Genomic DNA, 14,099 nt, shown 5'->3' with positions numbered 1-14,099 from the left:
TTCCTAACGCGTCAGCGGGCGCCGAGGTGGGCGAGCAGGTCCTGCCGCGTGAGGACGCCCTTCGGCTTGCCGTCGACCAGCACCAGGGCGGCGTCGGACTTCTCCAGCAGGCCGACCGCCTCGCTCACCGGCTGCCCGCCACCGATCATCGGCAGCGGCGCGGCCATGTGCCGCTCGATGGTGTCGTGCAGGTGCGCCTGGCCGGTGAAGAGCGCGTCGAGCAGGTCCCGCTCGGCGATCGAGCCGGCCACCTCGCCGGTCACCACCGGCGGCTCGGCCTTGAGCACCGGGAGCTGCGAGACGCCGTACTCGCGCATGTAGTCGATGGCGTCGCGGACCGTCTCGGTCGGGTGCACGTGCACCAGCTCGGGCAGGCCGCCCGGCTTGCCGGCGAGCGCGTCGGCGACCGTCGGCTCCGTGCCGGAGTTGTCCAGGAAGCCGTACCGGGCCATCCAGTCGTCGTTGAAGATCTTGGACAGGTAGCCCTTGCCGCTGTCCGGCAGCAGCACCACGACCACGTCGCCCGGGTCGGCCCTGCGGGCCACCTCCAGCGCGGCCACCACGGCCATCCCGCAGGAGCCGCCGACCAGCAGCCCCTCCTCGCGGGCCAGCCGCCGGGTCATCTCGAAGGACGCCTTGTCGGAGACCTCGATGATCTCGTCGGCGACACCCTGGTCGTACGTCTCCGGCCAGAAGTCCTCGCCGACGCCCTCGACGAGGTAGGGCCGGCCGGTGCCGCCGGAGTAGACGGACCCCTCCGGGTCGGCGCCGACGACCCTGACCCGCCCCTCCGAGGCCTCCTTCAGGTAGCGCCCGATGCCGGAGATGGTGCCGCCGGTGCCGACGCCCGCCACGAAGTGGGTGATCCCGCCCCCGGTCTGCTCCCACAGCTCCGGACCGGTGGTCTCGTAGTGCGAGCGCGGATTGGCCGGGTTGCTGTACTGGTTGGGCTTCCAGGCTCCGGGGATCTCCCGGGCGAGCCGGTCGGAGACGTTGTAGTAGGAACGCGGGTCCTCCGGCGCGACGGCGGTCGGGCAGACCACCACCTCCGCGCCGTACGCGCGCAGCACGTCCTGCTTGTCCTGGCTGACCTTGTCAGGGCAGACGAAGACGCACTTGTAGCCCCGCAACTGCGCCACCAGCGCCAGACCGACCCCGGTGTTGCCGCTGGTGGGTTCGACGATCGTGCCACCCGGCTGGAGGAGGCCCGCCTTTTCCGCGTCCTCCACCATCCGCAGCGCGATCCGGTCCTTCACCGACCCGCCAGGGTTGAGGTACTCCACCTTCGCCAGCACGGTGGCCTGGATGCCGGCCGTGACGTTGCGCAGCCGTACCAGCGGGGTGTTGCCGATCAGCTCGACGACGTTGTCGTAGTACCGCACCTCGTTGTGCCCTTCTCCTCCGGCGCCGCCGGCGACGGCCGGGCAGACGTCTTCTCGACGCCCCAGGGTACGTGGGTTCAGGGCGCCACGTGCCCGGGGATCACGGAGGCACGGCGGGCCTCCCACTCCAGGAACCGCTCGGTCTCCGCCAGCACGCTGCCGGCCAGCCAGGTCACCATGACCGCGTCGTCGGCCAGCCCGAAGACCGCCAGCGGGATCTCCGGAATCAGGTCGATCGGCGAGACGATGTACGCCGTCGCCGCGGTCATCAGGGCCAGCCGAAGGCCGCCGTCGTACTCCCCCCGGGCGGTCGCCCTGATCATCCGTGGCAGCGCCGCCAGCCTCGCCCCGAGCGACGGCCCGCCCCGGGCCCCGACCGCGAGCGCCCGGGCCAGCGCGCTGAACGCCGCGCTGCGCTTCAATGTCTTCCCCATGTTCGGCCCCTCTCCACGTGCCAGGATGACGCGCCGACGCAACGTCGCCCAGTGACCCGGTAGACGTACCCCGGACGGTCGCTTTCCAGGCACCCGTCAGGCCGTACGACGACAGCGGCGTGTCGTACCGGCGCGATAATCTCGCTGTATGGGGATCGCTGGTTCCGCCGTCCCGGTTGGTTCGCGCTGGCAGCGCGCCCGGCAGGTCGCCCGCCTGGCGGCGATCGGCACGGGCGCCGCCACGGCGGCCGTGGTGGCGACCGGCGGCGTGCTCCTCGGGCAGGCCCGGCAGGCCCGGCGGACGATTCCGATGGCCGAGGCGCCACCGCCCCGCTGCGACGGGGTCTACGGCGCGAAGCTGCCCGGCCCGCCGGTCACCGTGGTCGTGCTCGGCGACTCGTCGGCTGCCGGCTACGGCGTGCACCGCCGCCGGGAGACGCCCGGCGCCCTGCTCGCCACCGGCCTGAGCCGCCGGCTGCAACGCCCCGTCCGGCTGCACCGCTTCGCCGTGGTCGGCGCGATCTCGCCCGTGCTGCGGCACCAGGTGGAGGCGGCCCTGGAGCGCCGGCCCGACGTCGCGGTCATCCTGATCGGCGGCAACGACGTGACCAACCGCACGCCCCCCACCCTGGCGGTGCGCTACCTGGCCGAGGCGGTGCGCACGCTGCGCGCCACCGGCTGCGAGGTGGTCGTCGGCACCTGCCCCGACCTGGGTGCGATCCAGCCGATCCGGCCGCCGTTGCGCTGGCTGGCCCGGCGGTGGAGCCGGCAGCTCGCCGCCGCCCAGACGGTGGCCGTGGTCGAGGCCGGCGGCCGGACGGTCTCCCTCGGCGACCTGCTCGGGCCCCGGTTCGCCGCGGAGCCGACCCGGATGTTCGCCTGGGACCGGTTCCACCCCTCGGCGGAGGGCTACGCGGTGGCCGCCGCCGCGCTGCTGCCGGCCGTGCTTTCCGCGCTCGGCGCGGGGCAGGAACGGCGCCCTGCCCTGATCCGGGGCGAGGGCGTACGGTCGTTGCCGCGGGCTGCCGAGGAGGCGGCCCGCCACGCGGGCACCGAGGTCAGCGGCACCCGCGTCCGGGGGCGCGAGCGCGGCCCCGCCGGCCGGTGGGCGCAGCTGCGCCGACGGGCCTTCTTCGGTGTCGGCGCGATGCCGCAGCCCGGCCCCGCCGCCGACTCACCCACACTGGAGGGACTGGCATGAGCGAGCGCTTCATCCCCTCGGGGCTCGCCAATCGACTGGGGCGGGCGGCGGCGGTCGGCCTGCTCGCCGGCACGGTCGGCGGCGCCGCCGTCCTCGCCGGGCAGGCGTTCGCCGCCCGGCACCGCCGCTACGCCCAGCCGGAGCTCGCGCTGGCCCTGCGCGCCACTGTCGGGCGTGCCGACGCGCCACCGCTGCGGCTGGTGCTGCTCGGCGATTCGTCCGCACTCGGCGTCGGCGTCGGCCGCCTCGACGACACCATCGGCGGGCAGTTGGCCAACCTGCTCGCCGAGGGCCCCACCGGCCGGCGGGTGCACCTGTCCAGCGTCGGCGTCTCCGGCTCGCGGTCGACAGATCTGGCCACCCAGGTCGCCCGGGCGCTGCTCGGCGAGCGTCCCGACGTGGCGGTGATCCTGATCGGGGCCAACGACGCCACCACCCTGCGTCGCCCGGCGGAGGCCGCCGCCTACCTCGCGGCGGCCGTGCACCGGCTCCGCGAGGCCCGGGTGGAGGTCGTCGTCGGCACCTGCCCCGATCTCGGCGCCGTACGCGCGATCGCGCCGCCGCTGCGGCACGTGGTCGGCTGGTCCGGGCGGCGGTTGGCCCGCGCCCAGACGGCGGCGGTGCTCGACGCCGACGGCTCGGTGGTCGACCTGGCCACCGAGACCGGTCCGGTGTTCCGGGCCGACGCCGGGACGCTCTGCCACGACGGCTACCACCCCTCCGCCGACGGCTACCGGGTCTGGGCGCACGCCCTGCTGCCCGCCGTCGCCGCGGCGGCCGCGGTGACCAGCCGGCACTGACCGCCGGCCGACGGCCGGGGCCGCCTGCTTCCTGGGCGGTGTTGACCTGCGGCTCCGGGTTCGGGACGTGACATTTCCCGGCCGGCGGGCACCTTCCACCCGAAGTTACCGTCGAGTTAACGTTGGTTCATGCCGACTGAGTCGTCCCGCGACGCCGTCATCGTCGCCACCGCCCGCTCCCCCATCGGCCGGGCGCACAAGGGGTCCCTGCGCGACGTCCGCCCGGACGACCTCGCCGCGACCATCGTGCAGGCTGCCCTGGACAGGGTCCCCCAGCTCGACCCGACCGAGATCGACGACCTCTATCTGGGGTGCGGTCTGCCCGGCGGCGAGCAGGGCTTCAACATGGCCCGGGTGGTCGCCACCCTGATGGGCCTGGACACTCTGCCCGGGGCGACGCTCACCCGCTACTGCGCCTCGTCCCTGCAGACCACCCGGATGGCGATGCACGCGATCCGGGCCGGCGAGGGTGACGTGTTCGTCTCCGCCGGCGTCGAGATGGTCTCCCGGTACGCCCGGGGCAACTCCGACGGGCTGCCGAAGGAGGCGCAGGCGCTGGTCGGCGGCGGCTGGGAGAACCCGCGCTTCGCGGCGGCGGCCGAGCGCTCGAAGACCCGCGCCCAGGGCGGCGCCCCGGTCTGGACCGACCCGCGCGAGGCCGACGAGCTGCCGGACATCTACCTGAGCATGGGGCAGACCGCCGAGAACCTGGCCCAGGCGTACGACGTCACCCGCGCCGACATGGACGAGTTCGGCGTACGCAGCCAGAACCTCGCGGAGAAGGCGATCGCCGACGGCTTCTGGGCCCGGGAGATCACCCCGGTGACCACGCCGGACGGCACCGTGGTCGGCGCAGACGACGGCCCGCGCGCCGGGGTCACGCTGGAGGCGGTCTCCGGCCTGAAGCCGGTGTTCCGCCCGGACGGCCGGGTCACCGCCGGCAACTGCTGCCCGCTCAACGACGGCGCGGCCGCCGTAGTGATCATGAGCGCCCAGCGGGCGAGGGACCTCGGGATCACCCCGCTGGCCCGGATCGTCTCCACCGGCGTGACCGCCCTCTCGCCGGAGATCATGGGCCTCGGCCCGGTCGAGGCCAGCCGGCAGGCACTCAGGCGGGCCGGCATGACGATCGACGACGTGGACCTGGTCGAGATCAACGAGGCCTTCGCCGCGCAGGTGATCCCCTCGTACCGTCAGCTCGACATCCCGCTGGAGAAGCTGAACGTGATGGGCGGCGCAATCGCCATCGGGCACCCGTTCGGCATGACCGGCGCCCGGATCACCGGCACCCTGCTGAACGCCCTGGAGTGGCACGACAAGACGATCGGCCTGGAGACCATGTGCGTCGGCGGCGGCCAGGGCATGGCCATGGTCGTCGAACGCCTGAGCTGAGCGGCTGGTCCTGAGCCCGAGCACGCCCCCGCCCTGGCTGAGCGGGCGGTCCCGTGCTCCGGGCACGCCCGGTCGAGCTGGGCGTGGGCTGGTCCGTGCCCTGAGCACGCCCCGGCCGGGCGGCTCGCGGCGGGCCCGGATCCCCCGGCCGGCCGTACGCGGATCGCGCTAGAGGGTTCCGCGGGTCGCCGTCACCTCGGCGGCGGCCCGCGCCAGCGCCTCCGGCGGCGGGCCGGCGGCGACCAGGTCGGCGGCCACCACCCGGAGCTGGTCGGGCAGCGCCAGGTCGTTGTCGAGCCGGGGCACCACCCGGCGCGGCCCGCCCTCCGCATCGGCGGCCTGGTTGGCGATCTCCTGTATGAGCCGGTGGACCAGGTCGGCCCGGGACACGTTGCCACCGGCGGCCGTGGCCGCCCAGCGGGGCTGCTGCCAGTGCCCGACCTGGCGCACCAGCAACTCCACCGCCCGCCCCAACTCCCCCACACTCACCCCGCAATCCTACGGACCCCCCACCCCCACCCCCACACCCGCGTTGATCATGAGGTTGGCGGTCGAATCCGCGATCGACTTCGCCGCCAACGTCATGATCAACGCGCGGAGAGGGTGGGGGGTGGGGGTGGGGATGCGACGGCGCCCGCCTCCGGGTGGGGGCGGGCGCCGTCGCGTGGGTGGGGGACGGTCAGTCGTCGCCCTGGAAGTAGCTCAGCAGGCGCAGGATCTCGATGTAGAGCCAGACCAGGCTGACCAGGATGCCGAAGGCGGCGACCCAGGAGTAGCGCTGAGGCAGGCCCATCCGGACGCCGTCCTCGACCTCCTTGAAGCTGAGCACGAAGCTCAGCGCGGCGACCACGATGCAGACCAGGCTGAAGCCGATCGCCAGCGGGCTGCCGTCGCGCAGGCCGGTGTTGACGCCGAAGAGCGCGAACACCAGGTTGATCAGCATGACGGCGAAGAGGCCCGCCATCACGGCGATCATGCCCTTGACGAACTTCGGGGTCGCCCGGATGACCTTCGCCTTGTAGAGGATGGCCATCACGAAGAAGACGCCGAACGTCGCGGTCACCGCCTGGAGCACGATGCCGTCGTAGAGCGACTCGAAGAACTTGCTGACCATGCCGACGAAGACGCCCTCGACGACGGCGTACGCGACGACCAGCGCCGGGTTGGCCATCCGGGAGAACGAGATGATCAGGCCCAGGACGAGACCGACCACCGCCGCGCCGATCCACGCCGCACCGAGCAGCGCGTCGGGCACCAGCACCCAGGCGGCCGCGGCAGAGACACCGAGGATGCCGAGGAGCGTGACGGTCTTGACCACCACGTCGTCGATCGACATGGTGTTGACGGTCGGCGGGGCCGCCGGGTAGCCGGCCTCCGTCGGGTACTGCGGGGGATAGCCGGGCTGTCCGTACGGCCCGGTCGGGGCGTACCCGGCGGAGCGCTCCCGCTCGGCCGCCTGGCCGAGCCGGGCGAGCACCGGGTTCGAAGTCTTCACTGTCAGGCCTCCCTCAGGGGGTCGTTGCACGTGAACGTGCACTCCCAAGAGTAAACGCCCAGGGCAGCTCCGTGGAGATCGCCAAGCTGAGCGGAAGCTGAGAGTGCGGGTGTGCCCGGGGCGGGGGTCGAACCCGCACGCCTTTCGGCAGCCGCTTTTAAGGCGGCCGTGTCTGCCGTTCCACCACCCGGGCGGGTGACACCGCGCGGGTCGACACGCGTGGTGCAGTGTCACGGTAGCGGTTCGGCGGCGACCCGGCGTACCCCTGCGCCGGGGTCACACTAGGGTCAAGACCGTGAGCAGCGCAGCCCCCACGGCCCCCGACGCCGCCCCTGACCAGGCTGTCCTCGGCGCCGACCGGCTGCCCCACCGGCTCCGACCGGCCCGCCTGCTGGCCGCCGTCTCCCGGCGCCGGGCGGACGTCGCCGTCGCGCTGCTCTTCCTTGCGCTGGCCGGCTGGCTCACCCACGGGCTCTGGCCCGACCCGGCGGCCCGCGTACTCGCGCTGAACCCGGAGGACCAGGCCCTCTACGAGTGGTTCCTCGCTGTCGATTCGCGGGCGCTGTTCGGCGACTTCGGCCTGCTCACCGATCGGCTCAACGCGCCCGACGGGGTCAACCTGATGACCAACACCACGGTCATCGCGCTCGGCGTGCTCCTCGCCCCGGTGACCCTGCTGCTCGGCGCGCCCGTCACCTTCGCCCTGCTGGCGGCGGCGAACCTGGTCGGCACCGCGGTCGCCTGGTACCTCCTTTACACCCGGCTGCTGCGCGCCCGCCGGGTCGCCGCCGCGCTCGGGGCGGCGCTCTGCGGCTTCGGCCCGGGAATGGTCTCGCAGACCAACAGCCACCTGCACATGACCGCGCAGTGGCTGGTGCCGGTGATCGTCTGGTTGGTGGTCCGCCTGCTGCGCGCCGCCGACCCGGCCGGCACCGGCGACGGGCCGGACCGCCGGCGGCTGGTCAGCTCGGCCGCCGGCCTGGCGGCGGCGGTCACGGCGCAGGTCTTCGTCGGCGAGGAGGTGCTCTTCCTCTGCGCGGTGACGCTGCTGGTGATGGCGGTCACCTACGCGGTCACGGACCGGAACCTGGCCCGTCGCGCCCTGCCCGGGTTCGCCGGGGGGATGCTGCTCGCCAGCGGGCTGGCCCTGCTCGTGCTGGCCTGGCCGCTCTGGTTCCAGTTCGCCGGCCCGCAGGGCGTCGCGGACGGCATGTTCAGCCCGCACTACTTCTCGGCGGACCTGCGTAGCTGGTGGACGATCTCGCCGCTGTCGGTCGCGGGCGGTGACGGGGCCGCCCGGCTGACCACCGGTCCGGCGGAGTACAACACGTTCCTCGGGCTGCCCCTGCTGCTGGCCGCCGCCGCCTGCGCGTTCTGGCTGGGCCGTCGCCCGCTGGTCGTCGCGTGCGTGGTCGGCACCCTCACGATGGGGGCACTGTCGCTCGGCCCGCGGGTGGTGCTCGACGGTGAACGCACCGCCGTGCCGGGCCCGTACGCCCTGCTCTCCGGACTGCCCGTGGTGGACGGCGCGCTGCCGATGCGGTTCGCCCTCGCCGCGCTCCCGCTGATCGCCACGCTGCTGGTCCTGGCGGTCGACCGGGCGCTACGCGGCACCGGCCAGGCCCGCCGGCTGGTGCCGGCGGCGGTCGGCGTGGCGCTGCTGCCGCTGCTGCCCGCCCCGCTACCCACCGCCGACCGTCCGCCGCTGCCGGAGTTCGTCACCGGCGGCCACTGGCGCCAGTGCGTCGAGCCGGGCGGGGTGCTGGTGCCGGTGCCGCTCGCCACGCCGAAGGAGCCGTGGCCGATGCGCTGGGCGACCGCCGCCGACGCCGCGTTCGGCATGCCGGAGGGCTTCTTCATCGGGCCGTACGGCCGGGGCGGCACGGCGGCGATGGGCACCTTCCAGCAGCCCACCTCGGCGCTGCTGACCGAGGTGGGCAAGCGCGGCGGTCAACCGGTCATCGGGGACGAACAGCGCCGGCAGGCCGCCGAGGACGCCGACTTCTGGGGTGCCTCCTGCGTGGCGCTGGCCGTCGACACCCCCCGGGTCGACGACCTGCGCGGCACGCTGGAGCAGCTCTACGGCCCGGCCACCCGGATCGCCGACGCCTGGACCTGGCGCGTCTGACCCGCTCGGGACGGCGAAAGCCCTCTCCGCCCGCGGACGGAGAGGGCTTCGCGTAACTCGGTCAGGCTCGGCCGGCGCCGATCGGCTGGGACGCCTCGGCGAACTCCTCGCGCGGGTCGTGCAACTGCCCGAGGGCGACCACCTCGCGCTTGAGGAAGAACGCCAACGACCAGTCCACCACGACCCGGACCTTACGGTTGAACGACGGGATCCGGCTCATGTGGTACGTCCGGTGCATGAACCAGGCCGGCCAGCCGGTCATCTTGATCCCGTACACCTGGGCAACGCCCTTGTGCAGGCCGAGGCTGGCGACGCTGCCGGCGTGCTTGTGCTTGTACTCCACCGGCTCCCGGCCGCGCACGACGTTGACGATGTTGTCGGCCATCCGGGCGGCCTGGCGGACCGCGTGCTGGGCGCTCGGCGAGCAGTAGTTGCCGGGCTCCTTGGTGAGGTCCGGCACGGCCGCGCAGTCACCGGCGCTCCAGGCGCCCTCGACCACCCGGTCGCCGTCGACCACCTGGAGGGTCGGCAGGCAGGTGACCCGCCGCCGCTCGTCGCGGGGAAAATCCGTGGCGTCCAGCATCGGCGACGGCTTCACGCCGGCCGTCCAGACGATCGTGTCCGAGCGGAAGCTGTCGCCGTCGGAGAGCTTGACGACCCCGTCGAGGCAGGACTCGAGGCGGGTGTCCAGTCGGATGTCCATGTTCCGCTTCAGCAGCTGCTGCACGGTGTAGGCGCCCATGTCCCGGTCGACCTCGGGCAGCACCCGCTGGGTCGCCTCGACCAGCACCCAGCGCATGTCGTCCGCCTTGAGCTCCGGGTAGTACTTCAGCGCGTCCCGGGCCATGTCCTCCATCTCGGCGAGCGCCTCGATGCCGGCGTAGCCGCCACCGACGAAGGTGAAGGTGAGCGCGGACCGGCGGACGGCCGGGTCGGGCGTGGCGGCGGCCACGTCGAGCCGGTCCAGCACGTGGTTGCGCAGGTAGATGGCCTCGCCGATGGTCTTGAACCCGATGCCGTGCTCGTGCAGGCCGGGGATCGGCAGCGTCCGGGAGACCGAACCGGGGGCGACGACGACGTGGTCGTACGGAATCTCCCGGGTCGGGCCGCTGATCGGCTGCACCAGCGCGGTCTTACGGTCGTGGTCGATGCGCTTCACCGCACCCGCCACCACCTTGCACCGCCGCAACTCGCGCCGCAGCGGCACCACGGAGTGCCGGGGCGAGATGTTGCCGGCGGCGGCCTCGGGCAGGAACGGCTGGTAGGTCATGTGGGGCTGAGGGTCCACCACGACGACCTCAGCCTCACGGGAGCTGAGCTTCTTCGACAGGCGCAGGGCCGCGTAGAGACCGACGTGACCGGCACCCACCACAAGGATCCGCTTCGGATTCACGTCAACTATCTTTCCCCCCGCGGGGAGGCTAATCCCGCTCGCGCCCCTTCTCTGTGACCGAGCACAACCCCTGTGACCTGCACAACGTCGGCCAAAAGGGGCTGTCACCTGCGGCGCAGCAGCCACCCCAGCAACGCCGTCACCGCCACCGCCACGAGCAGACCGAGCACCGTCGCCACCTGGTGTCCGGCATCACCGCCGAGCCCGGCGACCTCCAGCAGCAGCACGCCGAGCACGAAGGTGGCCAGCAGCACCCCGCCGGCCCGCGCCAGCCACCGCACGATCAACTCCGGGTCGACCACCGCGTCGTACGGCAGCACGGCGGCCAGCGCGCAGAGGGTGTGCGCGAGGTAGAGCAGCGCCGCCACGGCGAGCATCCGCCAGAGGGCGATCGGCCGGTCGTACCCGTCGGTGGCGACCAGCCAGCCGCCGACCGTGACCAGCGCGGCGAAGGTCGGCCAGACCCGGCGCGGCCCCACCGCCGGCAGCACCGCCACCGCCACCAGGGCGAACAGCGGCCGGCCGAGAAGCACCTCCGACGGGTACGCCAGCAGCAGGCCGACCAGGACGGTGAGGAAGATGCCGGCGCGCACCAGCAACGGCGTCAGGCTGACCCGGCCCGCGGCGTACCGCAGCGCCCGGACCCGTTCGGTGACCGCCTTCACCGGCGCGCTCACCGGGCCCACCTTCCGCTCGCGACTGCGGGACTCCGCTGCGCTGCGTTCCTCACGCTCACCGGGCCCACCTTCCGCTCGCGACTGCGGGACTCCGCTGCGCTGCGTTCCTCACGCTCACCGGGCCCACCTTCCGTACGCGACTGCGGGACTCCGCTGCGCTACGTTCCTCGCGCTCACCGGCCCACCCGCGGTGCGGTCGCCAGGCGGGCCACGTCCCGCAGCACCTCGTCGAGGCTGCCCGCGCCGGCCCAGCGCACCACCGGCACCCCGTGCTCCCGCAACTGCCCGATCATGGTCTCCCGGTCCAGTCGCCACAGCCGGTACGCCACCTCGGCCCAGCCACGGTCCTTCGGCGGGGTGAGGTCGGCCGGCAGCGTGTCCACCGCCACCACGAACCGCCCGGAGCGGGCCAGCCGCGCCAGCATCTGTGCCGACCGTTCGTCGAGCAGTGGCGTGAGGACCACCACCAGCGCGTCCGCCGACAGCACCTGCGGGCCGAACACCTGGTCGTAGGGCTCGTGCGGGGAGGACTCGGCGCGTACCTCCAGCAGCCACTCCAGCACGGTCAGGTACTGCCGGCGGCCGGTGGCCGGGCGCAGCCGCCGGGCGGCCGGACCGTATTCGAGCATCGACACCCGGTCGCCCCGGTGCAGGTAGTGCTCGGCGATCGCGGCGGCGGCCCGGACGGTGGTGTCCAGCACCGATGCGGCACCCGAGACCCCACCCGAACGCCCCGCCTCGGCGAGCACGTCGAGCAGCACCACCACCTCGGCGTCCCGGTCGGAGAGGGTGGCCGCCACGTGCAGTTGGCGGGCGCGCAGCGAGACCCGCCAGTCGATCCGGCGCAGCCGGTCCCCCGGGGCGAAGACCCGTACGCCGGCCAGTTCGCCGCCCTCGCCGGGTCGGCGCGAGTGGTGGGCGCCGACCAGGCCGGCGGCCCGGGGCATCGCCTCGACCGCGTCGAACGGTTCGGTCTTCGGGTAGACCCGCAACCGGGCCGGCTCCGTGATCACGGCGCGGGAGACCAGCAGGCCCTGCGCGGCGGCGACCCGGGCGCCGGCCGGGCCGATCGGGTGCCGGCCCCAGCGCAGCGCCGTGCCGGCCAGTTCCAGGTCCACGGCCTGGGCCGTCGGGACGGCGGTCACGAACGGCCGCTCGGCAACGGACGGGGTGACGGCCGAGCCCGCTCCGGACGCGGTGGTCGCCCCGGCAATCGTCACCCGCTCCACGCGCAGCCACGGTGAGACCCGGCTGCGCACCACCGCCACGTCGTAGTCGATCACGTCGGGGTTGCCGACGGTGACCGTGCCGGTCAGCTCGCTCCCCTCGACCAGGTGGCCCCCGTCGGCGGAGATCCAGACCTGCGGCAGGGCCGTCGGCCGGCGGCGCAGCGCGTGCGCGGTGCCGAGCGCGAACGGGGCGGCCAGCACGACCAGGTCGACCCGGCCGAGCAGCACCCCCACGATCAGCAGCAGGCCGGTGAGCAGCGCCGCCCGGCCGAGCGCCCAGGTGGGCACCCAGCCGGGCGAGGGTTCCGATCCCGGCGGCGGGGACTCGGCGGACGCGACCATCAGTGCCCGGGCCGGCCGGCGGCGTAGCTGGGCAGCGCGCCGCTGGCGGGCGCCGGGGTCGCCTCGAGCACCTCGCCGACCACGAAGGACGGATCGACGCGGCGCAGCCACATCTCCGGGCGCAGCGTGATCCGGTGGGCCAGCGCGGGCGCGGCGACCTCCTTGACGTCCTCCGGCACCACGAAGTCGCGGCCGGCCATCACGGCCCGTACCCGCGACAGCAGCAGCAGCGCCAGCGAGCCGCGTGGCGAGGCGCCCACCAGCACCGACGGGTGTTCCCGGGTGGCGGCGGTCAGCGCCACGATGTAGCGGCCGACGGAATCCTCCACCACCACGTCCTCCAACGCGGCCTGCATGGCCCGCAGGGTGGCCGCGTCGACGACCGGCTTGATCTCCGCCTCCTCGCGACGGCGGGCCATCCGCCGGCGCAGCACCTCCCACTCCTCCTCGTGCTCCGGATAGCCGAAGGAGACCCGGAGCAGGAAACGGTCGAGCTGCGCCTCCGGCAACGGGTAGGTGCCCTCGTACTCGATCGGGTTGGCGGTGGCCAGGACGTGGAACGGCTCGTCCAGCTTGTAGGTGACGCCCTCCACCGAGACCTGCTTCTCCTGCATCGCCTCCAGCAGGGCCGACTGGGTCTTCGGCGGCGTCCGGTTGATCTCGTCGGCGAGGAGCAGGTTGGTGAAGACCGGGCCGGCCCGGAACGCGAACTCGCCGCTGCGCTGGTCGTACAGGAACGAGCCGGTCACGTCGGCCGGCAGCAGGTCCGGGGTGAACTGGAGCCGGCGGAAGTCCAGCCCGAGCGCCTGCGCGAAGGAGCGCGCGGTCAGCGTCTTGCCGAGGCCCGGCAGGTCCTCCAACAGCACGTGCCCGCCGGCCAGGATCCCGGCGAGGACCAGCTCCAGCGCGTCCCGCTTACCGACCACGACCTGGCCGACCGCCTCCAGCACCGACCGGGCGAGGTTGCCGACCTCGGCGGCGGGCATCCTGCGGTCCACGTCGTTCATGTCTTCTCCAGTTCGGCGACGATCGCCGCGAGGTCGCGCGGCGACGGGGGGCGGCGGGAGGGCGTGCTGAGGAATGTCCAGAGCCGGTCACCGAGCAGGGCCCGGGCCCGCTCCGGGTCGGACTCCCGGGTCAGGCCGTGGCGCTGACGCAGCCGCTCGTCGGCCAGCTCGCCGATGCGGGGCAGGATCCGCTCGGCGAACCGCTCCCGGTTGCCCGCGCACCAGTCCAGCGGTCGTTCCCAGCCGTTGATGGCGGTCCGCAGCGCGTCCCGGGCGCCCCAGTTCCAGACGCCGTCGTCGTCGCCGGCCGGCGCCCGGCTGCCGGACCGGGGCGGGGGCGGGGGCGCGAGGGCGGTGACGACCCGGCGCACCAGGAAGAACGCGACCACCCCGGCGACGAGGACCGGCAGGGAGACCCGGAGGCCCACCACGCGCAGGCCGGCGATCAGCACGACCACGACCGCCGCGACGCCGGCCAGCGCGCGCAGCACCCGACCGGCCCGCCCGCCCCGGGACCGCCCGGCGGGCGCCGGCCGCTCCTCCTCGAAGCTCAGCAGGTCGTCGATGCTGGTGCTGCTCACCACGTCACCTCACCACGCCGGCCGCCCGCCGGCCGCAT

Annotated in this window: 12 protein-coding genes, 1 tRNA gene and 1 pseudogene; 4 read left to right on the top strand and 10 right to left on the bottom strand. The window is 73.9% G+C overall.

The window, feature by feature from the left end:
* Nucleotides 1–11: 11 nt before the first annotated feature.
* Both ABZ809_RS05100 and ABZ809_RS05095 read right to left on the bottom strand, forming a co-directional pair.
* Nucleotides 12–1,382, bottom strand: a complete 1,371-nt coding sequence (locus ABZ809_RS05100; RefSeq protein WP_357561096.1) for a cystathionine beta-synthase — start codon at nt 1,380–1,382, stop codon at nt 12–14.
* Between the two features lie 77 nt (nt 1,383–1,459).
* Entirely contained in the window at nt 1,460–1,816 is a 357-nt protein-coding gene (locus ABZ809_RS05095; RefSeq protein ID WP_357561095.1) for a YkvA family protein, read from the bottom strand.
* Between the two features lie 148 nt (nt 1,817–1,964).
* Between ABZ809_RS05095 and ABZ809_RS05090 the strand changes: the two are divergent.
* From ABZ809_RS05090 to ABZ809_RS05080, 3 genes and pseudogenes are all read left to right on the top strand, one after another.
* Nucleotides 1,965–3,025, top strand: a pseudogene (locus tag ABZ809_RS05090) (SGNH/GDSL hydrolase family protein); the annotation flags it as partial.
* A complete protein-coding gene (locus ABZ809_RS05085; RefSeq protein ID WP_357561456.1) occupies nt 3,014–3,817 on the top strand; it encodes an SGNH/GDSL hydrolase family protein in 804 nt (267 codons plus the stop codon). The pseudogene ABZ809_RS05090 and the gene ABZ809_RS05085, both read left to right, overlap by 12 nt.
* 129 nt (nt 3,818–3,946) lie before the next feature.
* The gene (locus tag ABZ809_RS05080) at nt 3,947–5,209 is read left to right on the top strand and encodes an acetyl-CoA C-acetyltransferase (protein WP_357561094.1); all 1,263 of its coding nucleotides are present in this window, start codon (nt 3,947–3,949) and stop codon (nt 5,207–5,209) included.
* A 168-nt stretch (nt 5,210–5,377) separates the two neighbouring features.
* On the opposite strand, the gene ABZ809_RS05075 is transcribed toward ABZ809_RS05080, so the two are convergent.
* From ABZ809_RS05075 to ABZ809_RS05065, 3 genes are all read right to left on the bottom strand, one after another.
* Nucleotides 5,378–5,698, bottom strand: coding sequence for a hypothetical protein (locus ABZ809_RS05075; protein WP_357561093.1), 321 nt, complete (start codon nt 5,696–5,698; stop codon nt 5,378–5,380).
* A 190-nt stretch (nt 5,699–5,888) separates the two neighbouring features.
* A complete protein-coding gene (locus ABZ809_RS05070) occupies nt 5,889–6,704 on the bottom strand; it encodes a Bax inhibitor-1/YccA family protein (protein WP_357561092.1) in 816 nt (271 codons plus the stop codon).
* 112 nt (nt 6,705–6,816) lie between these two features.
* Nucleotides 6,817–6,897, bottom strand: a tRNA-Leu gene (locus ABZ809_RS05065).
* 102 nt (nt 6,898–6,999) lie between these two features.
* On the opposite strand from ABZ809_RS05065, the gene ABZ809_RS05060 reads away from it, so the two are divergent.
* The gene (locus ABZ809_RS05060) at nt 7,000–8,832 is read left to right on the top strand and encodes a hypothetical protein (RefSeq protein ID WP_357561091.1); all 1,833 of its coding nucleotides are present in this window, start codon (nt 7,000–7,002) and stop codon (nt 8,830–8,832) included.
* A 61-nt stretch (nt 8,833–8,893) separates the two neighbouring features.
* On the opposite strand, the gene ABZ809_RS05055 is transcribed toward ABZ809_RS05060, so the two are convergent.
* The 5 genes from ABZ809_RS05055 to ABZ809_RS05035 all read right to left on the bottom strand — a co-directional run bounded on the left by ABZ809_RS05055 (nt 8,894) and on the right by ABZ809_RS05035 (nt 14,061).
* A complete protein-coding gene (locus ABZ809_RS05055; RefSeq protein ID WP_357561090.1) occupies nt 8,894–10,225 on the bottom strand; it encodes an NAD(P)/FAD-dependent oxidoreductase in 1,332 nt (443 codons plus the stop codon).
* Nucleotides 10,226–10,329: 104 nt separating this feature from the next.
* On the bottom strand, nt 10,330–10,890 hold the full coding sequence (locus tag ABZ809_RS05050) for a hypothetical protein (protein WP_357561455.1): 561 nt from the start codon (nt 10,888–10,890) through the stop codon (nt 10,330–10,332).
* A gap of 185 nt (nt 10,891–11,075) precedes the next feature.
* Nucleotides 11,076–12,473, bottom strand: a complete 1,398-nt coding sequence (locus ABZ809_RS05045; protein WP_357561089.1) for a DUF58 domain-containing protein — start codon at nt 12,471–12,473, stop codon at nt 11,076–11,078.
* Entirely contained in the window at nt 12,473–13,480 is a 1,008-nt protein-coding gene (locus tag ABZ809_RS05040) for a MoxR family ATPase (RefSeq protein ID WP_357561088.1), read from the bottom strand. Before ABZ809_RS05040 ends, ABZ809_RS05045 begins: the two co-directional genes overlap by 1 nt.
* Nucleotides 13,477–14,061 (bottom strand): hypothetical protein, encoded by a 585-nt coding sequence (locus ABZ809_RS05035; protein WP_357561087.1) that lies wholly within the window; start codon nt 14,059–14,061, stop codon nt 13,477–13,479. The genes ABZ809_RS05040 and ABZ809_RS05035 overlap by 4 nt, the downstream gene beginning before the upstream one ends.
* Between the last annotated feature and the right edge of the window lie 38 nt (nt 14,062–14,099).

It is taken from the genome of Micromonospora sp. NPDC047074, assembly GCF_040643815.1.
Lineage (GTDB): Bacteria > Actinomycetota > Actinomycetes > Mycobacteriales > Micromonosporaceae > Micromonospora.
The sequence above is the reverse complement of the archived record's forward strand: the minus strand, read 5'-3'. Positions and strand labels throughout refer to the sequence as shown.

Bases quoted from the DNA above. Each gene is read 5' to 3' on its own strand.
- ABZ809_RS05095 (WP_357561095.1), bottom strand. From the start codon at position 1,816: ATGGGGAAGACATTGAAGCGCAGCGCGGCGTTCAGCGCGCTGGCCCGG.
- ABZ809_RS05085 (WP_357561456.1), top strand. From the start codon at position 3,014: ATGAGCGAGCGCTTCATCCCCTCGGGGCTCGCCAATCGACTGGGGCGG.
- ABZ809_RS05040 (WP_357561088.1), bottom strand. From the start codon at position 13,480: ATGAACGACGTGGACCGCAGGATGCCCGCCGCCGAGGTCGGCAACCTC.
- ABZ809_RS05045 (WP_357561089.1), bottom strand. From the start codon at position 12,473: ATGGTCGCGTCCGCCGAGTCCCCGCCGCCGGGATCGGAACCCTCGCCC.
- ABZ809_RS05080 (WP_357561094.1), top strand. From the start codon at position 3,947: ATGCCGACTGAGTCGTCCCGCGACGCCGTCATCGTCGCCACCGCCCGC.